Origin of the sequence: Micromonospora sp. M71_S20 (assembly GCF_003664255.1) — a bacterium.
Taxonomy (GTDB): domain Bacteria; phylum Actinomycetota; class Actinomycetes; order Mycobacteriales; family Micromonosporaceae; genus Micromonospora.
This window is the reverse complement of sequence record NZ_RCCV01000002.1, coordinates 22,878-47,879: the sequence shown is the minus strand read 5'-3', so window position 1 is coordinate 47,879 and position 25,002 is coordinate 22,878. Positions and strand designations below refer to the sequence as shown.

The following is a 25,002-nucleotide window of genomic DNA, read 5'->3' as shown; positions in this document are numbered from 1 at the left end:
GTGACCTGGGATCCCCGGCTGATGGCCGGGCGGGCGCCCGACGGCCCGGGCCTGCTGCGCAACTTCGTCGGGGGTGAGTTCGTCGAGGGCGGGCGGCGGTTCGTCAAGCGCAGTCCGGTGACGGGTGAGCCGGTGTTCGAGGTGGCCGAGGCGGATCGGGCGTGTGTGGACGACGCGGTGGCGGCGGCGCGGGCGGCGTTGCGGGGGCCGTGGGGTCGGATGGGTGAGCGGGAGCGCGCGGAGGTGTTGCGTCGGGTCGCCGACGAGTTGGAGCGCCGCTTCGACGATCTGGTGACCGCGGAGGTCGCCGACACGGGTAAGTCGATTTCGCAGGCTCGCACTCTGGATATCCCGCGTGGTGCGGCGAACTTCCGTGCGTTCGCGGAGATCGTGGCGACGGCGCCGACGGAGTCGTTCACGACGGTCACCCCGTCGGGTGGGCGGGCGTTGAACTACGCGGTGCGTAAGCCGGTGGGTGTGGTGGCGGTGATCGTGCCGTGGAACCTGCCGTTGCTGCTGCTGACGTGGAAGGTTGCTCCGGCGTTGGCGTGCGGAAACGCGGTGGTGGTGAAGCCGAGTGAGGAGACGCCGGCGTCGGCGACGCTGCTGGCGGAGGTGATGGCCGCCGCGGGGGTGCCGGAGGGTGTGTTCAACCTGGTGCATGGCTTCGGTCCGGATTCGGCGGGGGAGCTTTTGACCCGGCATCCGGGGGTGGACGCGATCACCTTCACCGGTGAGTCGTCGACCGGCGGGGCGATCATGCGGGCGGCTGCCGACGGGGTGAAGGCGGTGTCGTTCGAGTTGGGTGGCAAGAACGCCGGGCTTGTGTTCGCCGATGCCGATCTGGATGCGGCGGTGGCGGGGTCGGTGCGTTCCAGCTTCACCAACGGTGGTCAGGTGTGTCTGTGCACCGAGCGGATCTATGTGCAGCGGCCGGTGTTCGAGGAGTTCACCGCGCGGTTGGCGGAGCGGGCCGCCGAGCTGCCGTTCGGATGGCCTGCGGATGAGGCGACGGTGAACATGCCGTTGATCTCGCGTCAGCATCGGGACAAGGTGCTCGGCTACTACGACCTTGCCCGTGCCGAGGGTGCGCAGGTGCTTGCCGGGGGTGGTGTGCCGCGTTTCGGTGACGCCCGTGACGGTGGTGCGTTCGTGCAGCCGACGGTGTTGACCGGGTTGGCTGCGGATGCGCGGACGAACACTGAGGAGATCTTCGGGCCGGTGGTGCATGTGGCGCCGTTCGACGATGAGGATGAGGCGTTCGCGTTGGCCAATGGTACGGAGTACGGGCTGGCGGGGGCGGTGTGGACGCGGGATGTGGGCCGGGCGCATCGGGCGGGGGCGCGGTTGGATGCGGGGATCGTGTGGGTGAACACGTGGTTCCTGCGGGATCTGCGCACGCCGTTCGGTGGGGTGAAGGCGTCGGGTATCGGGCGTGAGGGTGGCGTGCACTCGTTGGGTTTCTATTCCGAACTCACCAACGTCTGCGTGGACCTGACATGAGCGTGCAGGCATCAGGCGCAGTGGCGTGGAGCCCCGTGGCGGCTTCGCGGGCAGTGAGGAGTCGACATGAGCGTTGATTACGAGGCGGCGGCCCGGGAACTGGTCGACGCGCGGGACAACGGCACGCCGTGTGCGCCGCTGCGCGGGCGGCTGCTGCCCGAGGGGGACGTCACGTCGGCGTACGTGGTGCAGCAGCTCCAGGTGCGGCAGTGGTTGCAGCGGGGCCACCGGCGGGTGGGCGCGAAGATCGGGCTGACCTCCCGGGCGGTGCAGGAGAGCTTCGGGGTGTTCCAGCCGGACTTCGGGGTGCTGCTGGACGACATGGCGGTGCCCGACGGGGCCGAGGTCGCGATGGACCGGCTGTTGCAGCCTCGGGTGGAGGCGGAGGTCGCGTTCGTGTTGGGCGCGGACCTACCCGACGAGCGGATCACCAGCGCGGACGTGATCCGGGCCGTGGATCACGTGTTGCCGGCGATCGAGATCGTGGATTCGCGGGTGGCGGGGTGGGACATCTCGATCGTGGACACGGTGGCGGACAACGCCTCCAGTGGCCTGTTCGTGCTCGGCACCACGCCGCGTCGGCTCGCCGACGTGGACCTGCGGCTTTGCGGCATGGTCCTCGAACAGGCCGGTGAGCCGGTGTCGGTCGGAGCGGGCGCGGCGTGCCTGGGCAACCCGCTGCACGCGGTGCAGTGGCTGGCGCAGACCATGGCGCGTTCGGGTGATCCGTTGCGCGCCGGTGACGTGGTGCTCTCCGGGGCGCTCGGCCCGATGGTGGCGGTGACGCCGGGCGCGGCCTACGAGGCACGGATCTCCGGCCTGGGCTCTGTCCGCACGTGCTTCTCGAAGGAGGCGTCGTGACCACCGGCGTGGCGGTCATCGGGTCGGGCAACATCGGCACCGATCTGATGATCAAGGTGTTGCGGCTCTCCGAGTCGTTGCGGATGGTGGCGATGGTGGGCATCGACCCCGACTCCGACGGTTTGGCGCGGGCGCGCCGGTTGGGTGTGGCGACCACCGCCGAGGGCGTCGACGGTCTCGTCGCGATGCCGGAGTTCGCTGATGTGGAGTTGGTGTTCGATGCCACCTCGGCGGGTGCGCATCGGCGCAACGACGCGGTGTTGGCGGCGCACGGTCGGCTGGTGGTGGATCTGACGCCGGCGGCGGTCGGTCCGTATGTGGTGCCGCCGGTGAACCTGGATGAGCATCTGAGTGAGCGCAACGTGAACATGGTGACGTGTGGTGGGCAGGCGACCGTGCCGATCGTCGCCGCTGTCGGTCGGGTGACGCCGGTGGCGTACGGGGAGATCGTGGCGTCGATCGCGTCGAGGTCGGCGGGGCCGGGGACGCGGGCGAACATCGACGAGTTCACCGAGACCACGGCGCGGGCGATCGAGGTCGTCGGTGGCGCGCAGCGGGGTAAGGCGATCATCGTGTTGAACCCGGCGGATCCGCCGTTGTTGATGCGCGACACCGTCTACTGCCTGTGCGAGGACGCCGATGCGGATCGGGCGGCGATCGCCGGGGCGGTGGCGGCGATGGTGGCGTCGGTGCAGGAGTACGTGCCGGGGTACCGGTTGAAGCAGGACGTGCAGTTCGACCGGGTCGACACCTATGTGCCGTCGTTGGGTCGGCACCTGAGCGGGTTGCAGGTGTCGGTGTTCCTGGAGGTCTCCGGCGCGGGCCATTACCTGCCGGCGTACGCGGGAAATCTGGACATCATGACCTCGGCCGCGTTGCGCACCGCGGAGCGCCTGGTCGCGCTGCGGCCCGAGGCCGCCTCGGAGGTCCTGTCATGACTGATCTGTACATCCAGGACGTGACGTTGCGCGACGGCATGCACGCCGTCGCCCACCGCTACACCGTCGAGCAGGTCCGCACCATCGCCGCGGCGTTGGACGCGGCCGGGGTGGCCGCGATCGAGGTCGCCCACGGCGACGGGCTCGCCGGTTCCAGCGTCAACTACGGTCACGGTGCGGCCAGTGACGCCGACTGGATTTCGGCGGCGGCCGAGGTGATGACCTCGGCGAAGCTGACCACGTTGTTGCTGCCGGGGATCGGCACGATCGCGGATCTGAAGGCGGCGAAGGCCCTCGGCGTGACGAGTGTGCGCATCGCCACGCACTGCACGGAGGCCGACATCTCGGCGCAGCACATCGCGTGGGCGCGGGAGAACGGCATGGACGTCTCCGGGTTCCTGATGATGTCGCACATGAACGACCCGGCCGGCCTCGCCGCCCAGGCGAAGTTGATGGAGTCGTACGGGGCGCACTGCGTCTACGTCACCGACTCCGGCGGACGCCTGCTCATGTCCGATGTGGCCGAGCGGGTCGACGCGTACCGGCAGGTGTTGGCACCGGACACGCAGATCGGTATCCACGCCCACCACAACCTGTCCCTCGGCGTCGCCAACAGTGTCATCGCGGTGGAGCACGGCCGCATCCTCGGCGACGCCGCCGCCAGCGCTCAGGCGAGCCATGGGCGCACGGTGCGCGTGGATGCCTCCCTGGCGGGGCAGGGCGCCGGGGCGGGCAACGCCCCGCTGGAGGTGTTCGTGGCGGTCGCCGAGCTGCACGGCTGGCAGCACGGCTGTGACGTGTTCGCCCTGATGGACGCCGCCGACGACGTCGTGCGGCCGTTGCAGGACCGGCCGGTGCAGGTCGACCGGGAAACCCTCTCCCTCGGCTACGCCGGGGTGTATTCGAGTTTCCTGCGGCATGCGGAGCGGGCCTCGGACAAGTACGGCGTGGACGTGCGCTCCATCCTGGTCGAGCTGGGCCGCCGCCGCATGGTCGGCGGCCAGGAGGACATGATCGTGGACGTGGCACTGGACCTCGCCGGCAAGGAGAAATCATGATCGGGCCGGACACTGTCGGTATCGCCGAGCGCCTCGGCGTGGCGGCCGACACCGCCACCGCAATCCCGCAGTTGGCCGCCGAGACGGGCCTGGACGTGGATGCCGCGTACGCGGTGCAGACCGCGCTGATCCAGCGCCGCCTCGACCGGGGCGAGCGCCTGGTGGGGTTGAAGATGGGCCTGACCAGCAAGGCGAAGATGGCGCAGGTCGGCGTGGACGAGGTCATCTGGGGCCACCTCACCGACACCATGCGCGTCCCCGACGGCGGCACCCTCGACGTCGGCGCCTTCATCCATCCCCGCGTCGAGCCGGAGGTGGCGTTCCTGCTCGACCGCCTGCCCGAACCCGGCGAACCCATCGGTGACTTCACCGACGCGGTCCGGGCGGTCGCCCCCGCCATCGAGCTGATCGACTCCCGGTACGCGAACTTCACCTTCTCCCTGCCGGACGTCATCGCCGACAACACCTCCGCCGCCGCGTTCGTCATCGGGCCGTGGAGCCCGGTGCCCGACGGGCTGGAGAACCTGGGCGTGCTGCTGGAGGTCGACGGACGGGTGACGCAGGTCGGCTCGACCGCCGCCATCCTCGGCGACCCTCGCCGTGCCCTCGACGAGGGCATCCGGCTGGCCGGCCGGCACGGGGTGCGGCTGCGCGAGGGCTGGGTCTTCCTGGCCGGCGCGGCCACCGCCGCCGTCCCCCTGAAACCCGGCGCCCACGTCCGCGCCGTCGTCGAGAACCTCGGCACGGCCTCGCTGCGGGCGTCGGCATGAGCGGGCTCGCACGCGTCGTCGCGGGCAAGGCTGTGCCCCGGGGCGCCTTCCCGCACGTCAAGGTCGCCGGCGGGTTCGTCTTCGTCTCCGGCACCTCCAGCCGCCGCCCCGACAACACCTTCGCCGGCGTCGACGTGGACGAGTTCGGCACCACCAACCTCGATATCCGCGCGCAGACCCGCGCCGTCATCGACAACATCCAAGATCTGCTGCGCTCCGTCGGCGCCGACCTGACCGACCTCGTCCAGGTCACCACCTACCTCGTCAACATGAACGACTTCGGCGGCTACAACCAGGTCTGGGCCGAATACTTCGACGCCACCGGACCCACCCGCACCACCGTCGCCGTGCACCAGCTACCCCACCCGCACCTGCTCATCGAGATCCAGGCCGTGGCCCTTCTTCCGTCAGGAGGTCAGTCGTGAGTGAGATCGCGGAGCCGTTCAGCTTCCCAGGTTGGATCGCGGAGAACCAGCACCTGCTCAAGCCGCCGGTCGGCAACAAGGAGATGTTCCCGGGCGGGGACGACTTCATCGTGATGGTGGTGGGCGGGCCCAACCAGCGCACCGACTTCCACGTAGACCCGTACGAGGAGTTCTTCTACCAGGTCAAGGGCAACATGCACGTCAACCTGATGACCCCGGAGGGGCCGCGTACGGTGCACGTGCGCGAGGGCCAGATGTGGATGCTGCCGCGCAACACCCCGCACTCGCCGCAGCGGCCCGAGGCCGGCTCGATCGGCGTGGTCGTGGAGCGGGTCCGCGAGGAGGGCACGCTGGAGAAGTTCCAGTGGTACTGCACCGAGTGCGGGCACAAGGTGCACGAGGTGGAGTTGCAGGTCAGGGACATTGCCGCCGACCTGCCCCCGGTGTTCCAGGCGTTCTACGCCGACGAGGCCGCCCGCACCTGCGCGAACTGCGGCGCGCTGCACCCGGGTAAGGGCTGATGCCCGCCGGGCCCGGGCCGGCGCGGCCTCCCGTGGTCGACGTGCACACGCACGTCGTACCGAAGGGGTGGCCGGACCTCGGCGCGGCGTGCGGCGGTTCCGGCTGGCCCTGGTTGCGGGTCGACTCCGAGCGGGCGGCCATGATCATGGTGGGGGAGACGGAGTTCCGCCCGGTCGGGGCGGAGTGCTGGGACGCGCCGACCCGACTCGGCGACATGGACGCCGACGGCGTGGACGTGCAGGTCGTCTCGCCCACCCCGGTCTTCTTCAGCTACGACCGGCCCGCCGACCAGGCGGTGAAGGTGGCCCGGATCTTCAACGACCTCACCCTGGAGGTCACCGCCGCCGGTGGCGACCGGCTGGTGCCGTTCTGCCAGGTGCCGCTGCAGGACCCGGAGGCGGCCTGCGCCGAGCTGGACCGCTGCCTCGCGGCCGGACACGCCGGCGTGGAGATCGGCAACCACGTCGGCGACCGCGACCTGGACGACGCCGGGATCGTGGAGTTCCTGACGCACTGCGCCGAGGTGGGCGCGCCGGTCTTCGTGCACCCGTGGGACATGCCGGGCGGCCCCCGGCTGGACCGGTGGATGGCCCGCTGGCTCGCCGGGATGCCCGCCGAGACGCACCTGTCGGTGCTGGCGCTGATCCTCGGCGGCGTCTTCGACCGGGTGCCCGACACGCTGCGCATCTGCTTCGCGCACGGCGGCGGCAGCTTCCCGTTCTGGCTGGGCCGCGCCGACAACGCGTGGCACCGCCGGGGCGACCTGGTACGCGGCGCCTCCACTGCCCCGCCCAGCTCGTACGTCGACCGGTTCTGCGTCGACTCGGTGGTCTTCTCCACGCCCGCGCTGCGGCTGCTGGTCGACACCATGGGCGCCGAGCGGGTGCTCGTGGGCAGCGACTACCCGTACCCGCTGGGGGAGCGGCCGGTCGGCCGGGTGGTGCGGGAGGCGGACTTCCTCACCGGGGAACAGCGCGCCCTGCTGCTCGGCGGCAACGCCCTGCGGTTCCTCGGCACCCGCTCCTGAGCCCGCGTCCGGGCGACGCGGACCTCGGAGGACCCCGCGCCGCCCGGCGGGTGGAATCCGGAGCCGTCGCGGCCCCCAGTGCGCGCGACGGCTCCGGAGCGTGGGGTCAGGAGTGCGGGCAGGTGTCCCGGTACTCCTCGATCGCCGAGCCACGGGGGGCCGGGCAGAGGAACTGCTCGTAGCGGGTGTCGTCGTCGACGAACCGCTTGAGCCAGGAGATGCTGTACTTCGCCACCGTCACGTTCGACGAGGTGGGCGCGGAGTGGCTCGCCGCGTTCAGCTCCAGGTACGCCTTGTCCAGAGTGGCCGGCAGGCTGGTGTAGAACGGCTCCGAGTGCGACGAGACCGGGGCCACCGTGTCGTTCTCGGCCCCGATGACCAAGGTCGGTACGCGCACCGACGACCAGCTCTTCTGGGTGTGCCAGCCGGTCAGCGGGATCGCCGCCTGCAACGCGGGCCGGGTGCTGGCCGCCGACAGGCTGCCGCCGCCGCCCATCGAGTGACCCATCACGGCGAGCCGGTTCCGGTCGATCCGGGTGCGGACGGTGCTGGTGTTGGTCAGGTAGTCCAGGGCGGCAAGCAACTGGGTGCCCCGGCTGGCCGGCTGGTCGTACACGGAGCGGGTGTCGATGGTGATGACGACGAAGCCCTGCGAGGCCAGGCGGGGGCCGAGCCACGCGACCGAGGTCTGGCGCGCGGTGAAGCCGGGGGAGATGGCGACCGCGCCGAAGGTGCCCTCGGCGGTGCTGGTCGGGTAGTAGATCGTCCCGCCGCCGAAGCCGCTGACGCTGCCGGCGGCGACGGTGGTCTGCGCGGTGGCGAACGGGCCGAGGGTGGCCTCGATGCTGGCCACGGTGGGCGCGGGTCCCCGCTCGTACGGGTTGGCGGCCAGCGGCGCGGACGGGGGCAGGTCCCGGGCGCCGGCCGGTGCGGCGGGAGTGGCGGCCAGGCTCGCGCCGACCAGGGCGAGGGCCAGCAGCGGACGGGTGGCGCGCGAGGCCCAGCGACGGCCCGGGCCGGGGTGGAGGGCGGGTACGGGTTGCACGGTGACGCTCCCTGCGGGGGTGGGGGGCGGTGGCGGCGGTGCGGGGCCACCGGTGGGGGTGATCGTCTTCGATCTGTCTCCATCCTCTGTGCCGGGTGCCGGTGGCCGGTCATCCCGATGTGGTCATGTCAGGGGGATATGGCGCTCGTCGCACCGCCGGCCGGTCGTGTCGTGCGGCGGAGCGGGAGCCGGGCGGGCAGGATGAGGGGATGGCCGAGCCGCACGACCTGACCGCGCTGGAGCAGGCCGCCGCGATCGCCGGCGGCGAGTTGTCCAGCGTCGAGCTGGTCGAGCACCACCTGACCCGGGTCGACGCCCTCGGCGACACCGTCGGCGCGTTCGTCACGGTCACCCCCGAGCGGGCCCGCGCGGCGGCCCGCGCCGCCGACGCCGCCCCCGCCGACGGGCGCGGCCCGTTGCACGGCGTGCCGACCGCGATCAAGGACCTCACCCTCACCGCCGGGGTGCGCACCACCTTCGGCTCGGCGGCGTTCGCCGACTTCGTGCCGCCGGTGGACGCCGACGTGGTCCGGTTCATGGCGGCGGCCGGGCTGGTGAGCCTGGGCAAGACCACCACCTCCGAGCTGGGCTGTTCGCTCTACTCGGAGGGGCTGGTCGCGCCGCCGGCCCGCAACCCGTGGGACCTGGCGTACACCGCCGGCGGCTCCAGCGGAGGGGCGGCGGCGGCCGTCGCGGCCGGTCTGGTGCCGGTCGCCCAGGGCTCCGACGGCGGCGGCTCGCTGCGCATCCCGGCGTCGCTGTGCGGCCTGGTCGGCTACAAGCCGAGCCGAGGGCTGGTCTCCGGCGGGCCGGTCGGCTCCGGCGCCTACGGCCTGCCGACCAACGGGCCGATCGGGCGTACGGTCGCCGACGTGGCGGCGCTGCTCGACGTGCTGGCCCGGCCGGTGCCCGGCGAGCCCTACCTGGCGCCCGCCCCGTCCGCGGGCGGTTGGCTCGGCGCGGCCCGCGCGGCCGACCCGGGGCGGCTGCGCGTCGGGCGGTTCACCGCCCCGATGCTCGCCGACGAGCCGGTCCACCCCGACTGCGCCGCCGCCGTGGACCGGGCGGCGGCGCTGCTCACCGCCGCCGGCCACGAGGTGGTCGACGTCCCCGCGCCCCTCGGGCCCGCCGTGTGGCCGCTGTTCGAGATCGTCTGGTACGTGCTGGCGCTCGCGCCCGTGCCACGGGAGCGGGAGAGCGCGCTGCTGCCGCTGACCCGGCACCTGCGGGCCCGGGGCGCGGAGATATCGGCCGGCACCCTCAGCGCCACGCTCGGCGAACTCCAGGCGCAGGTACGCCTCGGCGTGCGCCGCACCGCCGGCTGTGACCTGCTGCTCTGCCCGACCCTCGCCGCGCCACAGGCGCCGCTGGGCTGGTTCGCCTCCGGTGGCGACCCGGCGGAGGACTTCGACCGGCAACGCCGGTTCTCGCCGTACTGCGCCGTGTTCAACGTGACGGGTGATCCGTCCGTGTCCCTGCCCGTGGGCGTCACCGCCGAGGGGCTGCCCGTGGGGGTCCTGCTGACCGGTCGGTACGGCGACGACGCGAGGTTGATCGCCACGGCTGCGCAACTGGAGCACTCCAGTGGCGGTTGGGATCGCCACCCCGCAATCTGGCGGGCCGTGGGCTCCGCTAACGTGAATGGCAGCGGTGTCGGGCGGTCGGCGCCATGATCGTCCACCCGACCCGGATCCTTGAGGTCTCTTCTTCCGCCTGGGGGCGTTGGGATTGTCTGTAACCGAGACGTTGCTGGTCTTCGTCGGCATCCCGGCGGCCGCGGTGCTGGTGATCGCCGGTCTGGCGTACGCCGGTAGCCGTGGTGGCGGCGGTGGCGGCGCCAAGCGCTACCGACCGGGCCGGCCCTTCGACTTCACTCCGGTCTGGTTCCTGGGCCGGCCGGAGCAGCTGGCCGACTCGGCCGGCACCGCCCTGGCAGCGGGCGCGCAGGCGCCGGCGCTGACCAGCCACAAGCTCGAGCGGGCCGGCGTCGAGCCGCCGGCCGGTGGAACCGGAGGCGCAAGTGACCGTTGGTGAGAAGCAGGCCGGGACGGGGACCCCGCCCGAGGTGCTGGACGGGCCGTTCTCGACCCGCCAGCTGCTGCGCATCGACGAGGCCCTGCGCCTGGCCGACCAGGGCACCGGCCTGGTCTTCTCGGTCTTCGTCGGCGGTCTCGACGAGCCGATCCGGGAGCACGCCGAGCGGCTGCACCGCCAGCTCGCCGAGCCCGACCGGTCGGTCCTGATCGCGGTGTCGCCCAACCAGCGGCAGCTGGAGATCGTCACCGGTCGGCACGCCCGCAAGCGCATCCCCGACACCTACGCCCGGCTGGCCGCGCTCTCGATGGTGGCGGCGTTCGGTGGCGGCGACCTGGCCGGCGGCATCATCAACGGCCTCGACCAGCTCGCCAGCCACGCCGGCAAGGGCTGACCGACTGCGGCGCGTCTCGCGCCCGCACCTGAGTGACGAAGCCCGGTCCGCGACGCGGACCGGGCTTCGTCGTGTGACGTGTGCGTCAGGCGCTGCGGGCGTCCCGCTCGCGGGCCCGCAGGGCGCGGACGACGCCGTCGCGGCCCTCGCCCACCAGCCGGCGCAGCGACGTCGGGTGGCCGTCGCCGGCCAGCCACGCGTCGGTGGCCGCCACGGTCTCGTCGTCCACCAGGTACGCCGGGTACGCCAGCTGCGCGAACTCCTGCGCCGGCTCGCTGTCCCGGCTGCCCCAGACCTGGTCCACCACGGCGAAGTACCTGTCCCGGTAGGGCACCGTCAGCTCGATCTGCGCCGGGTGGATGAGGCCCTGCAACAGCGCCCGGTTGCGCCAGTTCGGCAGCGCCTCCGGGCCGGTCAGCTGGGCCCAGACGGCGGCCTTGTTCTCCGCCGTCGGCACCAGCGCGTGCGCGTACGCGGCCTCGCGTTCGCCACTGGCCGTCCGGTCCCCGGCCAGCTCGGCCTCGATCTCGGCGCGGCCGGCCGCGCCGTTGGCGACCAGCGCGTCCAGCACGGCCCAGCGCAGCTCGGTGTCGATGGACAGCCCGTCCGGGACGTCGGTGCCGGCCAGCCAGCCGCGCAGGGTGGCCAGGTCCTCGGCCGAACGGGCCGCCGTGGCGTACGCGCGGGCCCAGGTCAGCTGGAAGCCGCTGCCCGGTTCCGCCGTCGCCAGCGTCGTGCGCGCGGTGCGGGCCAGCTCCGCCCAGCCGGTCGGCGCCCAGGCCGGGTCGGCGTAGAAGCTGAGCGCCGTCTTGGCCTGGCGCAGGGCGGCGTTGACCAGGTTGATGTCGGTCTCGGCGGGCAGCCCCGCCAGCACCAGCGCCACGTAGTCGCGGGCGGCCAGTTCGGCGTCGCGGGTCATGTCCCAGGCGGCGGTCCAGCACAGCGCGCGGGCCAGCGACGACTCGAAGCCGGCGATGTGCTGCACCACGGTGGCCATCGACCGCTCGTCGAGGCGCAGCTTGGTGTAGGTGAGGTCGTCGTCGTTGAGCAGCAGCACGTCGGCGGCGGGCACGCCGCGCAGCGCGGTCAGCTCGGTCCGCTCGCCGGTGACGTCGAGCTCGTGGCGCTCGCGGCGGACCAGCCGGCCGTCGGTCAGGTCGTAGAGGCCCACCCCGATCCGGTGGGTACGCAGCGTCGGGTGCGCGGTGGGCGCCTCCTGGAGCACGACCACCTGCTCGTAGGTGCCGTCCGCGCCGATCGTCAGCTCCGGCCGCAGCGTGTTGACCTGTGCCGTCTCCAGCCACTGGGCGGCGAACTTGCGCAGCTCCCGGCCGGAGGCCGTCTCCAGCTCGGAGAGCAGGTCGTCGAAGGTGGCGTTGCCCCAGGCGTGCTTGGCGAAGTACGCCCGCAGGCCGGCCAGGAACGGCTCCTCACCGACGTACGCGACGAGCTGCTTGAGCACGCTCGCGCCCTTGGCGTACGTGATGCCGTCGAAGTTGACCTCGACCGCCTCCAGGTCCGGCATCTCGCAGTAGACCGGGTGGGTGGAGGAGAGCTGGTCCTGCCGGTAGCCCCAGTTCTTCCGGATGGACAGGAACGTCGTCCAGGCCTCCGTGAAGCGGGTGGCGTGGGTGTTGCACCAGTGGCTGGCCCACTCGGCGAACGACTCGTTGAGCCACAGGTCGTTCCACCAGCGCATGGTGACCAGGTCACCGAACCACATGTGCGCCAGCTCGTGCAGGATCGTGTTGGCCCGCTGCTCGTACTCGTAGTCGGTCACCTGGGAGCGGAAGAGGTAGTGCGCCTCGGCGTGCGTGACGCAGCCGAAGTTCTCCATCGCGCCGGCGTTGAAGTCGGGCACCCACAGCTGGTCGTACTTGGGCAGCGGGTAGCGCACGCCGAACTGCTCGTGGAAGAAGTCGAAGCCCTGCTTGGTGACCAGGAAGAGGTCGTCCGAGTCGAGGTGCGGCGCCATCGAGGCCCGGCAGAACGCGCCCAGGTCGATGCCGTCGTGGCTGTCGCGCACCTCGTGGTACGGCCCGGCGCAGAGGGCGGTGATGTAGGTGCTCATCCGCACCGAGGGGGCGAGGTGGACCGTCTTCAGTCCCTCGCCCGCCGCCTCCTCCCGCTCCACCGGCATGTTGGAGATCACCTTCCAGTGCTCCGGGACGGTGGCGTGCCAGGTGTAGACGCTCTTCAGGTCTGGCTGGTCGAAGCAGGCGTAGACCCGCTGGGCGTCGGCCGTCTCGAACTGGCTGTAGAGGTAGGTCTCACCGTCGACGGGGTCGACGCTGCGGTGCAGCCCCTGCCCGCTGTTCGAGTACGCGAAGTCCGCCTCGACGACCAGCGTGTTCTCGCTGCCCAGTCCCGACAGGGTCAGGCCCTTCTCGGCCGACCAGTCGCCCAGGTCCACCGGAGAGCCGTTCAGCGTCGCGGACCGCACGGAGTCGGCGGCCAGTTCGATGAAGGTGCTCGCGCCGGGTTCCGCGCACCGGAAACGCACCTCGGTGGTCGAGCGGAAGGTGCGAGCCTCGGCCGCCCGTACGGCGGACGAGAGGTCCAGACTGATGTCGTATCCGGTCACGTCGAGCAGGCGGGCCCGCTCGGTGGCCTCGACCTGCGTCAGGTTGCGCACTCCCGGCACTTTTCGTCTCCATCCCGTTTCGCCGCACGCCCTGGTGGCGCCGTCATCGACCGCTCGTGACGGCCGGTTTCGAGTCTTCCATGCACGAACACACCGTGGTGGGCGAGGTCACGCTCTCATTCCGCTGCCGGTCGGTACGCGCCGGGGTGAGGATCGCAGGAGGTGCCGGGAGGCCGGCGCACCCGTCGTGAAGGGACCCGCCGTGAGCGAGCGTGCCGCCGTAGACATGTGGTTCGACCCCCTCTGCCCGTGGGCGTGGATCACCTCCCGTTGGCTGCTGGAGGTGGAGCGGGTCCGCAACGTGGACATCCGGTTCCACGTGATGAGCCTGTCGGTGCTCAACGAGGGCCGGGAGCCGCCGGAGCGGTACCAGGAGCTGATGCGCACCGGCTGGGGCCCGGTGCGGGTCTGCGTCGCGGTGGAGCAGCGGTACGGCCAGGACGCCGTCCGGAAGCTCTACACGGCGCTCGGCACCCGGATCCACCTCGGGCGGGAGAAGGCCACGCGGGAGCTGTTCGTCGCCGCGCTGACCGACGTCGGGCTCGACCCGGCGCTGGCCGACGTCGCCGAGGGCACCGCCCACGACGAGGCGCTGCGGGCCAGCCACGAGGCCGGCATGCGTCCGGTCGGCACCGACGTCGGCACCCCGGTGATCCACGCGCCCGGCCCGGACGGCGGCACGGTCGCGTTCTTCGGCCCGGTGGTCACCCCGGCGCCGAAGGGGGAGGCCGCCGGCCGGCTCTGGGACGGCGTCCTGCTGGTCGCCGGCACCCCCGGTTTCTACGAGCTGAAGCGCTCCCGCGACCGCGACCCCACCTTCGACTGACCCGCTCCCTTCTCCGGCCCTCCGGTGGGCGCCGCCCGGACCGGTCAGGGGTCGCGTCGGAATTCCCGGCCCGGACCCCCTGACCGACGGAGGAGGCGGGGCCGGGGGAGGGCGAGGCGGGCGTCACCGGGGTGGCGGCGGGATCGTTGGCCCGGGTGTCCGCCGCAGCGACCCGCAGGGCCGCACCCCGCAGCTCGTGGAGGCAGTTCCGATGGCCAAGCACCGTGTGCCCGGTGACGATCCGTCGACCCGGGAGGGGGTGACCGAGCGCCCGGACGCGGCGTACTGGTCGGTCGACGACTCCCGCTGGCCGGCGGTCCGTCCCGACCTTCCCGCCCACATGGTGGACCTGCTCGCCCCGCCGATCGTGGTCGGCGTCGCCCGCGTGCCGGCCACCTCCCGGCTCACCCCACCGGCCGAGCACCGGCCGGTGCCGGCCGCGTCGACCGGGACCCGCAGGATCGTGCCCGCCGGACCGGGCGTGCCGGGCCGGCGACCGGCGGGCGGCCCCACGCCGGGCGGCCGGCACCGCCGGGCGGCGGGACAGTCCGACCGCACCGCCTGAATCCGGCCCACCGGCCCCGGTAGCTCTTTCATCTGGTGGACCCCGCGCGGGTCCCGCGCCGGCGGGACCCGCGTCGCCGGTAGCGTCTTCGCCCATGACGGTCGTGCATCCGATCGCCCGGGCCTGGATCACCACTGGCGGCACCGGCGCGCAGAACTATGACGAGTTCGCCGACGACGCGGAGATCACCGCGATCATCGAGGCTAACCCGCACAGTGCCCTCGGCATCGAGATGCCGCACCGGGCGCCGGAGAGCCTGGGGAAGCCCTTCCTCGACGCCCTGCCGGACGCCGTGACCCGGCTCGCCGAGGCCAAGGCCGACGGCAGCTACACGCCCGCCGAGCAGGTCGTGGTCCTCTACCGGATCAGCGCGCCGGGGGAGGAGAACGCGTACGGGCTCTTCGCCATGGTGGACACCGACCAGATCTCCACCCGGGCCGACGAGCCCGGCCTGGTCATCCGCAACGAGGACGTCTTCATCGCCAAGGTGCGGGAGCGGGTGGCGCTCGCCGAGGCCCTGGGCCACCTGCTGTCGCCCGTACTCCTGCTCCAGACCGGGCGCGGCGACGAGCTGCACGCGGCCCTCGCGGCGGCGACCGACGCGGCCGGCGCGCCGGCGGCGACCGACACCGACCAGGCCGGGCGCACCCACGCCATCTGGCTGCTGGGGCCGGGCCCGGCCCAGGACGAGCTGACCGCCCTCGCGGGCGGCGGCGAGCTGGTCGTGGCCGACGGCAACCACCGCAGCCTGGCCGCGCAGACCGGCGGGCTGCCGCGCTTCCTGTCGGTGATCACGACCCCGGCGTCGGTGGCGATCCAGCCCTACAACCGGCTGGTGAGCGAGCTGACGACCACCGCCGACGACCTGCTCGCCCGGCTCCGCGCCGCCGGGGCGGAGATCAGTCCGATCGACGGCCCGGTCGAGGTCCCGGCGGCCGGCGGCACCGTCCACCTCCGCCTCGCCGGCCGGGGGTACGCGGTCACCCTGCCGCACGTCGGCGAGAACCGGCTGGAGAACCTGGACCACGCCCTGGTCGAGCGGCTGCTGCTGCGCGACGCGCTCGGGCTCGACCCGGGCGACAAGCGGATCACCTACGTCGGCGGCGACTACCCGGCGAGCTGGCTGACCGGCGAGGTCGACGCGGGCCGGGCCGAGCTGGCGGTGCTGGTCGCCCCGGTGACGGTGGACGACTTCGTCGCGGTCAACCTGGCGCGGGAGAAGATGCCGCGCAAGAGCACCTGGTTCACCCCGAAGGCGCGCGGCGGCCTGGTGGTCGCCGAGCTGTCCCGCTGATCCTGTGACGAATCCGCCTCCGGGGCGCCGCCCGCGCGTCGTCCCGGAGGCGCGCCTGACAGACTGCGCGGTATGCGCGTCTACCTGGGATCCGACCACGCCGGTTTCGAGTTGAAGGTGCACCTGGTCAACCACCTGGCCAAGGAGGGGCACGACGTGGTCGACGTCGGCCCGCACGCCTTCGACCCGGACGACGACTACCCGGCCTTCTGCCTGCACACCGGTGACCGGGTGGTGGCTGACGTGGGCAGCCTCGGGGTGGTCATCGGCGGCTCGGGCAACGGCGAGCAGATCGCCGCGAACAAGGTGGCCGGCGTCCGGGCGGCCCTCGCCTGGAGCATCGACACCGCCCAGCTGGCCCGCGAGCACAACGACGCGAACGTCGTCGCGGTCGGCGCCCGCCAGCACACGCTGGACGAGGCCACCGCCATCGTCGAGGCGTTCCTGACCACCCCCTTCTCGGGCAACGAGCGGCACGCCCGCCGGATCGCCCAGGTGGCCGACTACGAGCGCACCCGCCAGCTCCCCACGCTTCCCTGACCGCCCACCCGGCCGGGTGACGCCGGGGGGTGCGGATCCTGGACGGAACACGCCCCAGGGAAGACCGTCTCCCGGTCGCGTCGCGCGGTGACCTTCCGCACGCTCCCAGGATCCGCGGTCAGCGGCGGGGGAGGTCCTCGCGGGGCGTCCAGTTGCGGCGGATGACCACGACGCGTTCCTCGGCCTCGGCCAGGTCCTCGTCCGTGGGGCGGGCGGCGTCGCGCGCCCGCATCGCGGCGGTCACGCTCACCTGGGAGGAGCCGGGGCCGACGAGACCACGCAGGCCGCGATCGCCCTCGTCACCCGGGCCGCCCCGGCGGCCACGCGGCGGCTCGGGGCCGTCGTGCACCCCGACGGTCGTCGCGTTCGGGCCCTCGGTTCCGCCCGTGTCACCGCGCGGGTGCCGTAGCCGGCGCCGGCGTCGCTCCGTCTCGCCCATCAGCCGACCGTACCGCCCCGGCCCGGTCGGCGCCGGCTCGCGCGTCCGGCGGGCGGCGGGCGGGGTGGCCGGTGACCTCGGTCACGACGACGCGCGTGTCGGCCGTCGCCGGGGTCGACCGGCCCTCACCGTGGCCGGCGGATCGGGGCCCGCGCCCCGGTACGGCCTCGGCGACCGGTTTGCCGGCTGGCTACCCTCGGAACAGACGGTGGCCGGTGGTCGCCGTCGGTCCAGGGGAGGGACGAGATGGTCGACCAGACGCAGCCGTGGGCCGAGCGGACCGTCGAGGTGCCGCCGCAGCCCGGTGCCGGGGTGCCGCCGCAGCGCGACGCGTTCCAGCGGGGGGTGGCCTCGGTCGGGCAGTCCCGTACGACGCGCACCGAGCCGTTCCCCGTCGTCGAGCACGAGCCGACGGGCACCGGGTGGCCGGGCGCGCCTGCCCCGCGCCGGCCGTTGAGCTGGCACGTCGAGCAGTTGAAGCGCGGCGGCGAGTGGAGTGCCGCCGGCGCGCTCTTCGCCTTCGTCTGCTGGGGGATCTGGGCGATCTCGGGCGGCGGGAACCTGGGCGGCCCGTTCCTGATCTTCCTGCTGAGCCTGCTGGTGGCCGCCGGCCTCTTCGCGTTGGCCCGGCTGCTCGGCCGCGTGGTGCTGGAGCGTCAACTGGGCCGGGTGCGGCGCAGCGCGCGCGGGGCGCACCTGGTGACGGCGGTCTTCCTGGCCGGTCTCGGGATCGCCTACCTCCAGCAGACCGAGTGGGTCGTGTCGGCCTGGAACTGGATCAGCAACAACTGACCGTACGCCCGGGCGGGCCGGCCTGCGCCGCCCGCCCGCGCGCCCGGTCGCGGCGTCTCGCGACCTCCGGTCGTTCCACCAGGTCGCCGGCTGCTTACCCGGCCGACCGCGGTTCATCCGCCCCCGGCCGGGGCTGATCCGCGGGATCAGTGCTTCCCGCCGTGACCCTCCGCGTCCGCCTTCGGCGAGGCCACCCGGGCCTCCGGGTCCTCGACGCCGGGCTCCCCGCCGTCCGGCGCCACCATTCCGTCGTAGTTGTAGACCGTGCCGTCCTCGCCGTGCTGCTTCGTGGTCCGGATGTACCGGTGCATCATGCCGTCGATCTCCACCTCCAGCAGGGCGTCGCCGCCCGTGTCGATGGTGCTGCCGTCGCGGGGTCCGCCAACCAGGTGTGCCTTCGTGTTCGTGTCCATGTCAAGGCCGTACCCGGGCGGTCCCGGCGCAAAACGGGCGGTGTGCGTCCGGCGCGCCGAATTCCGGTCGGCTGCGGTATGACCGACGCGGGATGTGTCGAAGCATTGCCATCCATCGATAGATCTCCATAGGCTCCCGCCATCGGTTTCCGGCGCGCCGCCTCGGCGCGTCGCGAGGGTTCGGGAGGCTCCCATGGTCCGTTGGCGCACACTCGTCGGCCGGTTGGCCGCCGCGTTGGTGGCGGTCACCGCCGGCTCGTTCGTCCTGGCCGTTCCGGCCTCCGCCAAGCCCGGGCCCGAGGTGACCCCGTACGTCGTGGGCGGAACGCTGGCCGCGCAGGGCGAGTTCCCCTTCATGGTCCGGCTCTCCATGGGCTGCGGCGGTTCCCTCTACAGCCCGCGACTGGTGCTGACGGCCGCGCACTGCGTCGGCGGGACCGGCACGAACACCAGCATCACCGCCACCCTCGGCGTGGTGGACCTCCAGTCGTCGAGCCGGATCCAGGTCCGCTCGAACTACGTCTACCGGGCGCCCGGCTACAACGGCAACGGCAAGGACTGGGCCCTGATCCGGCTGGCCACGCCGGTCACCACGCTCCCGACGCTGAAGATCGCCACCAGCACCGCGTACGACAACGGCACGTTCACGGTCGCCGGCTGGGGTGCCACCCGCGAGGGCGGCGCGCAGCAGCGCTACCTGCGCAAGGCCACGGTACCGTTCGTCAGCGACGCGACCTGCAACTCCTACTACGGCGGCCAGATCATCGCGAACGAGGAGATCTGCGCCGGCTACGCCAGCGGCGGCATCGACACCTGCCAGGGGGACTCGGGCGGCCCGATGTTCCGGCGGGACGCGAGCAACGCGTGGATCCAGGTCGGCATCGTGAGCTGGGGCAACGGCTGCGCCCGGCCCTCGTACCCCGGCGTCTACACCCAGGTGAGCACCTTCGCCCCGGCGATCGCCTCCGCGGCGGCGAGCCTCGGCGGCTGAACCGCACCGCCCCCGGGGGCCCGGCCGGCTCGTCCGGCCGGGCCCCCGCGCGTGCTCCGGCTGGCCCCCTGCCTGTGGGTCCGCCCGACCGCCGCGCACGCGCCGACCCGACCGCCGCGTGTGGCGCTGGAGGGCTGCCTGCGGTTCCGGCGGCGGATGCCGGACGCACCCGGCATCGAGCCCGCGCGGCCAGTTCTTCCGCTGTTACCCGGAGATGGACGGGCGCGATTACGTTCAGTTCGCGCTCGCGCACAAAGGGGGAACAGCGATGACGACATCGCCGGTCAGGAACGGCGCGCCGATCGGGCGGGCGACATTCGCCGACGACCCGGTACTGCTGGCGGACGTCCTGCGTCCGTACGCCGGTGCGAAGACCCGGTACCTCGAGTCCGCGACGGTCATCGCGGCCAACGGGCTGGCGAGCGCGGAGGGCGAGTTCGTCCAGATCATCGACATGCCCTGGCGCTTCCGGGACGACAACGGCGGCATCGCCGAGGGCGACGTGCGGATGGCGCTGGTCGACCCGCCCGGCATGCGCCTCGCGGCCGACGCGGCGTGAGTCGCCCCCACCCGTACGCCCCCTGAGGAGGACCCCGGTGACTGTTCAGTTGCGCACGCTCGTCGACGTGGTGCGCAGGCACGCCGCCCAGCAGCCGGACGCCGTCGCGATCATCTGCGAGGGCCGGCGCGTCGACTACGCCACCCTGCACCGCGTCAGCAACCAGGTCGCGCGCGGCCTCCAGGCGGCGGGCCTGCGCCCCGGCGACCGCATCGCCTACCTGGGCAGGGAGTCCGAGCACTTCTACGACCTGTTCTTCGGGGCGGCGAAGGCCGGCGTGGTCTTCGTGCCGATCAACTGGCGGTTGGCCGCCGGCGAGGTCGAGCACATCCTGCGGGACTCCGGGGCCGCCCTGCTCTTCGTCGACTCCGACTCGGCCGTCGTCGCCGAGAAGTTGGCGCCGGAACTGCCGATGCTGCGACAGGTGGTGGCGCTGGACTCCGACGGCGTGGCCCGCGCCGGCTTCGCGGCCTGGGTGTCGGCGCAGCCGGACGCGAACGTGCTGGCCAAGGTCACGTCCGACACGCCGCTGGCGCAGATGTACACCAGCGGAACGACGGGCCTGCCGAAGGGCGTCGTCCTGGCGCACCGCAGCTTCCTCGCGGTACGCGACGGGCTCGCCTCGGAGAACCTGGACTGGCTCGACCTGCGCGAGGGCGACGTCAGCCTCCTCTGCAACGGCGGCTTCCACATCGGCGGCCTGTCGTGGGCGGCGATGGGTTTCGCCGCGGGCGCCACGAACGTGGTGATGCGCGAGTTCACCACGGCCGGTGCGGTGGAGCTGATCAGGACCCTGCGGGTCACCACCATCCTCGCGGTGCCCTCGATGCTGCGACTGCTGCTCGCGGAGCCCGGCGTCACCAAGGCGGACTTCGCCTCGCTGCGCAAGATCGTCTACGGCAGCGCGCCCATCTCGACGGCGCTGCTGGCCCGCTGCATCGAGGGCTTCGGCTGCGAGTTCGCCCAGATCTACGGCCTGACCGAGACCGGCAACTCCGCGGTCTGCCTGCCCCCGGCCGACCACACCCCGGACAGCGGCAAGATGCAGTCGGCGGGGCTGCCGTACCCGGGCTTCGAGGTCAAGATCGTGGACGACAAGGGCGACCCGTTGCCCCCCGGCGAGGTCGGCGAGGTCTGGCTGCGGTCGCCGGGCGTGATGGTGGAGTACTGGAACCTGCCGGAGGCCACGGCGAAGACGCTCGTCGACGGGTGGGTCGTCACCGGGGACGCGGGCTTGCTCGACGAGGACGGTTACCTGTTCATCCGCGACCGGATCAAGGACATGATCATTGTGGCGGGGGAGAACGTCTACCCCGTCGAGGTCGAGAACGTCATCAGCCGGCACCCGCTGGTCGCCGAGTCGGCGGTCGTGGGCGTGCCGGACGAGCGCTGGGGCGAGGCCGTGTACGCGTTCGTGGTGCCGGTGGAGGGTCAGCAGCTCACCGAGCGCGACCTGGCGCTGCACCTGCGTGGCCAGCTCGCCGGCTTCAAGCAGCCGCTGCACTACGAGTTCATCGACCGGGTGCCCCGCAACCCCAGTGGCAAGGTCCTGCGCCGTGAGCTGCGGGAGCGGTTCTGGCAGGGGCACGAGCGCCGGGTGAGCTGATCGCGATGACGGCGGTGACCGGCGAGGGGGACACCGCGACCCGCCGTGCCGGGTGCGCCGACGGCGAGCCCGCCGTGGCCTCGTCAGTGGCTGGGTCGGAACCGCCCTCGGGGGCCCGGCCGGCTCGTCCGGTCGGCCTCGCGCGGGTGCCCGTCCGATTCCTGGCCGTCCGCCACCTGAAGGCGCCGCCGGTCCGGCGGCCCGCGCGTCGCCGGCTACCGCCCGTCATCGTGCCTGCTCGTCCGCAGGGCGGGGACTGTCCGTCCGCCCCGTCGGTCCGTTTCCGCGCGGTCGACGGTCCAGCGTGGATTCTGCGCGTACGCCGGTGTGTGGGCGAAGGATTCCCTGGTGGGAGGCCTGTGCGCCGGACGGTCGGCGCGCGGGGAGTCGCTCGGGGGCGCGGTCGCCATTTCCAAGTGACAGAAATCGATGTAGCAGAAAGTTGCGTGTTCCCTCCTCTCGGTCGGCCCTCTAGTGTGCTTGACCAGCAGCCAGGGCATCGACCGGTGACGATAAGAACCCTTGCTGTGCGTCGGGTCGGATTCGTCCCGTCCGCGGCGTGACGACAGGCCGGGCGAGCTCGGGGACAGGAGGCGTGATGAGGGCGGGCGACACCGGATACGCGGCGGCGGTTGCCGTCTCCGACGGACCCACCTGCCGGTGCACCGCCACCCCTCCGGCGGCCGCCGTGACACCGTACGACGACGGCCCCTTCCTCGCCGTGCCCGGCATGGTCGAGGAGCGCGTCGACCGGCACCCGCACCGTCGGGCGGTGTCGTTCCGGGGCCGTTCGCTGACGTACCGCGAACTCGACGACCTGGCCAACGGCGTCGCCGCCGCCCTGGCGGGGCGGGGCGTCCGGCGGGGCGACGTGGTGCCCGTCCTGCTCGCCGACGGGCTCGAACTGCCCGTCGTCGACCTGGCGTTGATGAAGCTCGGCGCGGCCTTCGTACCCGTCGATCCCGGCTGGCCGGCGGACCGGCTGCACGCCTCGCTGCGGGTGGTCCGGCCCCGGCTCGCGGTGGTACGCGGCGCCGGCCCGCGTCCCGACACCGGAGACGTCCCCTGCCTGCCCGTCGACCTCGACGAGATCACCCCGACCCGCCGCCGGCCCGGCGTGCCGATCGGTCCCGCCGACCTGATCTACGGCATCTTCACCTCGGGCACCACCGGCACCCCGAAGTGCGCGCTGAACCGGCACGACGGGATCGCCAACCGGCTGCGGTTCATGTCTCGCCACTTCGCGGCGACCGGCGACGAGGTGGTGCTCCAGAACAGCCGGCACACCTTCGACTCGTCGGTGTGGCAGATGTTCTGGCCGCTGACCACCGGCGGCCGGACGGTGGTGCCGGTCGAGGGCGGGTTCCTCGACGTCGAGCGGACCGTCCGGACCATCGCCGACGAGGCCGTCACGATGACCGACTTCGTGCCGAGCGTGCTCGGCGCGCTGGTCTCGGTCCTGGACCGGGACCCGGCCGCCCGCCGCGCCGTCGCGTCGCTGCGCAACGTGATCGTCGGCGGCGAGGAGATCGACCCGTGGGCGGTGCACCGCCTGGTCGAGCTGGTGCCGGGGGTGGCGGTCACCAACGGCTACGGCCCCACCGAGGCGTCGATCGGCATGATCTTCCACACCGTCGCCCGATCCGACGGCGACGTCATCCCCATCGGCCGGCCCATCGACAACTGCTACGCCGCCGTGGTGGACGCCGAGCTGCGGCCCCTGCCGCCGGGCGAGACCGGCGAGATCGTCATCGGCGGCGTGTGTCTGGGCGAGGGGTACCTCGGCGACGCGGCCCGCACCGCCGAGGTGTTCGTGCCCAACCCGCTGCCCGACATCCCGGGCCCGCGGCTCTACCGCACCGGCGACCTCGGCCGGATCGCCCCCGACGGCCGGCTGCACTTCGCCGGCCGCCGCGACCACCAGCTCAAGGTCAACGGCGTGCGGATCGAGGCCGGCGAGATCGAGACCGCCGCCACCCGGCTGGCCGGCGTACGGCAGGCGAAGGTCCTGCTCGCCCGCGAGCACCGGGGGAAGTCGCTGGCACTCTTCCTCGCCGCCGACCCCGAGGTGACGGAGGCGCAGGTGCGGGCGCACCTGCGGCGGCTGCTGCCCCGGACCCACGTGCCCCGGCACGTCGTCGTGCGCGACGCGCTGCCGCTGACCGGCAACGGCAAAGTCGACCGGCGGGCGCTGGAGGCATGGCTGGACCGTACGCTCGCCGACCGGACACGCCCGTCGGCCGCGCCCGCCGAGGCGCGGACGCTGCCCGACCGTGTGCTGGGGGTGTTCCGGACGGTCCTCGGCCGGCCCGACCTCGGCCCCGACACCGATTTCCTCGACGCCGGGGGCGACTCGCTCCAGGCCCTCGACGTGGTCACCGCCCTCGGCGCGGACCAGAGCCTCCGCGTCGGCGTGCAGGACCTGTTCACCCACCGCAGCGCCGCCCGGCTCGCCCGGGCGCTCGCGGTACGGCTGCGCGCGGCCGACCCCGCCGAGACCGAGGACGAGCTGGTGGAGCGGGACGCGAAGGTCCCCGCCGACCTGCCCGTACGCCCCGTCGGCCGGCGCCGGGCACCGCGTACGGTCCTGGTCACCGGGGCCACCGGATTCGTCGGCGCGCGCCTGGTCCACGAGCTGCTCGCCACCACCGACGTCCGGGTGCTGTGCCTGGCCCGCGCGGCCGACGACGCCGAGGCCACCGCCCGCGTCGTGCGCGCGCTGGCTGAGCGGGGCCTGTGGCGGCCCGGCCACGGCCTGCGCCTGCACGGGTACGCGGCCGACCTCGGCCAGCCGGCCCTCGGCCTGACCCCGCAGGCGTGGGACCGGCTGGCCCACGACTGCGACCTCGTGCTGCACGCCGGGGCGCTGGTCAACTTCCTGTTCGACTACCGGGCCCACCGCGCCGCGAACGTCCTCGGCACCGCCGAGCTGCTGCGGCTGTGCCTGACGGGCCGGCCGAAGCCGCTGCACCACGTCTCCACCCTCGGCGTCCTCGACAGCGAGGCCGCCCGCCATCCCCAGCCGCTGCCCGAGACGTACGACCCGGCCCTCGCCGTCCCGCCGACGAGCGGCTACAGCCGGTCGAAGTGGGTGGCGGAGCGGTATCTCGACGACGCCCGGCGGCGGGGCGCGACCATCACGATGCTGCGCCTCGGCGAGGTGATGCCCGCGGCGGACGACGGCCACCCCAACCCCCGGGCCCTGACCCACCTGCTGCTGGCGGCCTGCCATCGGCTGCGGATGCGGCCCGACGCGCCCGTGCGCTCCGACTGGACGCCGGTGGACTGGGCCGCCCGGCGGATCGTCGCCACGGTCGTCGACCCGCGCCAGTGGGGCGGCACGCTGCACGTCCTGCACCCGGTGAGCGTCGACTTCACCGACCTGCCGCTGGCCGGTCCGGACGCCCTGCCCCGGGTGAGCTGCGGGCGGTTCCTGGCGGGGCTGCGCGAGGCGGCGGACGAGGGCGACCGCGACGCCGCCGTGCTGCTGGCCCTCTTCCCGCCCGGCGCGGGCGCCGACGAGGAGCCGCTGCGCGCGGTCTTCGCGACGCTGCTCACCGACAACCCCCGACTCTTCCGGCGCGACGGCTGCGCCGAGCTGGAACGGCACCGGGGCTTCAGCGACCACCGGCTCGGCCCGTCCGTCGGTGCCTACCGCGCCTGGCTGGGCGAGCACGTGCGGCGGGAGGCCGACCGGCTGCTGCTGCCGGCGGGACCAGGGTGAACGGCCGCGCGCGACGCGGTGACCGGCACGGA

At 73.1% G+C, this 25,002-nt stretch carries 24 protein-coding genes; 20 read left to right on the top strand and 4 right to left on the bottom strand.

Annotation, left to right across the window (positions count from 1 at the left end):
• Nucleotides 1-21 precede the first annotated feature (21 nt).
• The 8 genes from DER29_RS20975 to DER29_RS20940 all read left to right on the top strand — a co-directional run bounded on the left by DER29_RS20975 (nucleotide 22) and on the right by DER29_RS20940 (nucleotide 7,104).
• Entirely contained in the window at nucleotides 22-1,503 is a 1,482-nt protein-coding gene (locus DER29_RS20975; RefSeq protein WP_121400083.1) for a 2-hydroxymuconic semialdehyde dehydrogenase, read from the top strand.
• 66 nt (nucleotides 1,504-1,569) lie between these two features.
• The gene (locus tag DER29_RS20970) at nucleotides 1,570-2,364 is read left to right on the top strand and encodes a 2-keto-4-pentenoate hydratase (RefSeq protein ID WP_121399412.1); all 795 of its coding nucleotides are present in this window, start codon (nucleotides 1,570-1,572) and stop codon (nucleotides 2,362-2,364) included.
• Entirely contained in the window at nucleotides 2,361-3,302 is a 942-nt protein-coding gene (locus tag DER29_RS20965) for an acetaldehyde dehydrogenase (acetylating) (protein WP_121399411.1), read from the top strand. Before DER29_RS20970 ends, DER29_RS20965 begins: the two co-directional genes overlap by 4 nt.
• Nucleotides 3,299-4,360, top strand: a complete 1,062-nt coding sequence (dmpG, locus tag DER29_RS20960) for a 4-hydroxy-2-oxovalerate aldolase (RefSeq protein ID WP_121399410.1) — start codon at nucleotides 3,299-3,301, stop codon at nucleotides 4,358-4,360. Before DER29_RS20965 ends, dmpG begins: the two co-directional genes overlap by 4 nt.
• Entirely contained in the window at nucleotides 4,357-5,130 is a 774-nt protein-coding gene (locus tag DER29_RS20955) for a 2-keto-4-pentenoate hydratase (protein WP_121399409.1), read from the top strand. Before dmpG ends, DER29_RS20955 begins: the two co-directional genes overlap by 4 nt.
• On the top strand, nucleotides 5,127-5,555 hold the full coding sequence (locus tag DER29_RS20950; RefSeq protein WP_121399408.1) for a RidA family protein: 429 nt from the start codon (nucleotides 5,127-5,129) through the stop codon (nucleotides 5,553-5,555). The genes DER29_RS20955 and DER29_RS20950 overlap by 4 nt, the downstream gene beginning before the upstream one ends.
• Nucleotides 5,552-6,076 carry a 3-hydroxyanthranilate 3,4-dioxygenase gene (locus tag DER29_RS20945; RefSeq protein ID WP_121399407.1) on the top strand — a complete coding sequence of 175 codons (525 nt, stop codon included), beginning with the start codon at nucleotides 5,552-5,554 and terminating at the stop codon, nucleotides 6,074-6,076. The genes DER29_RS20950 and DER29_RS20945 overlap by 4 nt, the downstream gene beginning before the upstream one ends.
• Complete coding sequence (locus tag DER29_RS20940) at nucleotides 6,076-7,104, top strand: amidohydrolase family protein (RefSeq protein ID WP_121399406.1); 1,029 nt, start codon at nucleotides 6,076-6,078, stop codon at nucleotides 7,102-7,104. The genes DER29_RS20945 and DER29_RS20940 overlap by 1 nt, the downstream gene beginning before the upstream one ends.
• Before the next feature lie 106 nt (nucleotides 7,105-7,210).
• Here DER29_RS20940 and DER29_RS20935 read toward each other — a convergent pair whose 3' ends face one another.
• Nucleotides 7,211-8,149, bottom strand: a complete 939-nt coding sequence (locus DER29_RS20935; protein ID WP_121399405.1) for a dienelactone hydrolase family protein — start codon at nucleotides 8,147-8,149, stop codon at nucleotides 7,211-7,213.
• A 209-nt stretch (nucleotides 8,150-8,358) separates the two neighbouring features.
• Between DER29_RS20935 and DER29_RS20930 the strand changes: the two genes are divergently transcribed.
• From DER29_RS20930 to DER29_RS20920, 3 genes are all read left to right on the top strand, one after another.
• Nucleotides 8,359-9,822, top strand: a complete 1,464-nt coding sequence (locus tag DER29_RS20930) for an amidase (protein WP_121399404.1) — start codon at nucleotides 8,359-8,361, stop codon at nucleotides 9,820-9,822.
• Nucleotides 9,823-9,895: 73 nt separating this feature from the next.
• Nucleotides 9,896-10,183, top strand: coding sequence for a hypothetical protein (locus tag DER29_RS20925; protein WP_121399403.1), 288 nt, complete (start codon nucleotides 9,896-9,898; stop codon nucleotides 10,181-10,183).
• Nucleotides 10,170-10,577: a DUF5130 family protein gene (locus DER29_RS20920; protein WP_121399402.1), complete on the top strand. Its 408-nt coding sequence runs from the start codon at nucleotides 10,170-10,172 to the stop codon at nucleotides 10,575-10,577. Before DER29_RS20925 ends, DER29_RS20920 begins: the two co-directional genes overlap by 14 nt.
• Nucleotides 10,578-10,662: 85 nt before the next feature.
• Here the strand turns inward: DER29_RS20920 and pepN are convergent, their stop codons facing one another.
• Nucleotides 10,663-13,212 (bottom strand): aminopeptidase N, encoded by a 2,550-nt coding sequence (gene pepN / locus DER29_RS20915; protein ID WP_121399401.1) that lies wholly within the window; start codon nucleotides 13,210-13,212, stop codon nucleotides 10,663-10,665.
• 211 nt (nucleotides 13,213-13,423) lie between these two features.
• Between pepN and DER29_RS20910 the strand changes: the two genes are divergently transcribed.
• From DER29_RS20910 to DER29_RS20895, 4 genes are all read left to right on the top strand, one after another.
• Entirely contained in the window at nucleotides 13,424-14,047 is a 624-nt protein-coding gene (locus DER29_RS20910; protein ID WP_121400082.1) for a disulfide bond formation protein DsbA, read from the top strand.
• Between the two features lie 211 nt (nucleotides 14,048-14,258).
• Entirely contained in the window at nucleotides 14,259-14,612 is a 354-nt protein-coding gene (locus tag DER29_RS20905; RefSeq protein ID WP_121399400.1) for a hypothetical protein, read from the top strand.
• A gap of 94 nt (nucleotides 14,613-14,706) precedes the next feature.
• Nucleotides 14,707-15,906 carry a DUF1015 family protein gene (locus DER29_RS20900; protein WP_121399399.1) on the top strand — a complete coding sequence of 400 codons (1,200 nt, stop codon included), beginning with the start codon at nucleotides 14,707-14,709 and terminating at the stop codon, nucleotides 15,904-15,906.
• Nucleotides 15,907-15,978: 72 nt separating this feature from the next.
• On the top strand, nucleotides 15,979-16,446 hold the full coding sequence (locus tag DER29_RS20895) for a ribose-5-phosphate isomerase (protein WP_121399398.1): 468 nt from the start codon (nucleotides 15,979-15,981) through the stop codon (nucleotides 16,444-16,446).
• A 118-nt stretch (nucleotides 16,447-16,564) separates the two neighbouring features.
• Here the strand turns inward: DER29_RS20895 and DER29_RS20890 are convergent, their stop codons facing one another.
• Nucleotides 16,565-16,885, bottom strand: coding sequence for a hypothetical protein (locus DER29_RS20890; RefSeq protein ID WP_121399397.1), 321 nt, complete (start codon nucleotides 16,883-16,885; stop codon nucleotides 16,565-16,567).
• A 246-nt stretch (nucleotides 16,886-17,131) separates the two neighbouring features.
• Here DER29_RS20890 and DER29_RS20885 point away from each other — a divergent pair, with 246 nt between their 5' ends.
• Nucleotides 17,132-17,677 carry a hypothetical protein gene (locus DER29_RS20885; RefSeq protein WP_121399396.1) on the top strand — a complete coding sequence of 182 codons (546 nt, stop codon included), beginning with the start codon at nucleotides 17,132-17,134 and terminating at the stop codon, nucleotides 17,675-17,677.
• Nucleotides 17,678-17,823: 146 nt separating this feature from the next.
• Here DER29_RS20885 and DER29_RS20880 read toward each other — a convergent pair whose 3' ends face one another.
• A complete protein-coding gene (locus DER29_RS20880; RefSeq protein ID WP_121399395.1) occupies nucleotides 17,824-18,090 on the bottom strand; it encodes a hypothetical protein in 267 nt (88 codons plus the stop codon).
• 193 nt (nucleotides 18,091-18,283) lie between these two features.
• Between DER29_RS20880 and DER29_RS20875 the strand changes: the two genes are divergently transcribed.
• From DER29_RS20875 to DER29_RS20860, 4 genes are all read left to right on the top strand, one after another.
• Entirely contained in the window at nucleotides 18,284-19,081 is a 798-nt protein-coding gene (locus tag DER29_RS20875; RefSeq protein ID WP_121399394.1) for a trypsin-like serine protease, read from the top strand.
• Between the two features lie 268 nt (nucleotides 19,082-19,349).
• Complete coding sequence (locus DER29_RS20870) at nucleotides 19,350-19,640, top strand: hypothetical protein (RefSeq protein WP_121399393.1); 291 nt, start codon at nucleotides 19,350-19,352, stop codon at nucleotides 19,638-19,640.
• Between the two features lie 37 nt (nucleotides 19,641-19,677).
• Nucleotides 19,678-21,246 carry a fatty acid--CoA ligase gene (locus DER29_RS20865; protein ID WP_121399392.1) on the top strand — a complete coding sequence of 523 codons (1,569 nt, stop codon included), beginning with the start codon at nucleotides 19,678-19,680 and terminating at the stop codon, nucleotides 21,244-21,246.
• A 598-nt stretch (nucleotides 21,247-21,844) separates the two neighbouring features.
• On the top strand, nucleotides 21,845-24,970 hold the full coding sequence (locus DER29_RS20860) for an amino acid adenylation domain-containing protein (RefSeq protein WP_121399391.1): 3,126 nt from the start codon (nucleotides 21,845-21,847) through the stop codon (nucleotides 24,968-24,970).
• The last annotated feature ends 32 nt before the right edge of the window (nucleotides 24,971-25,002 follow it).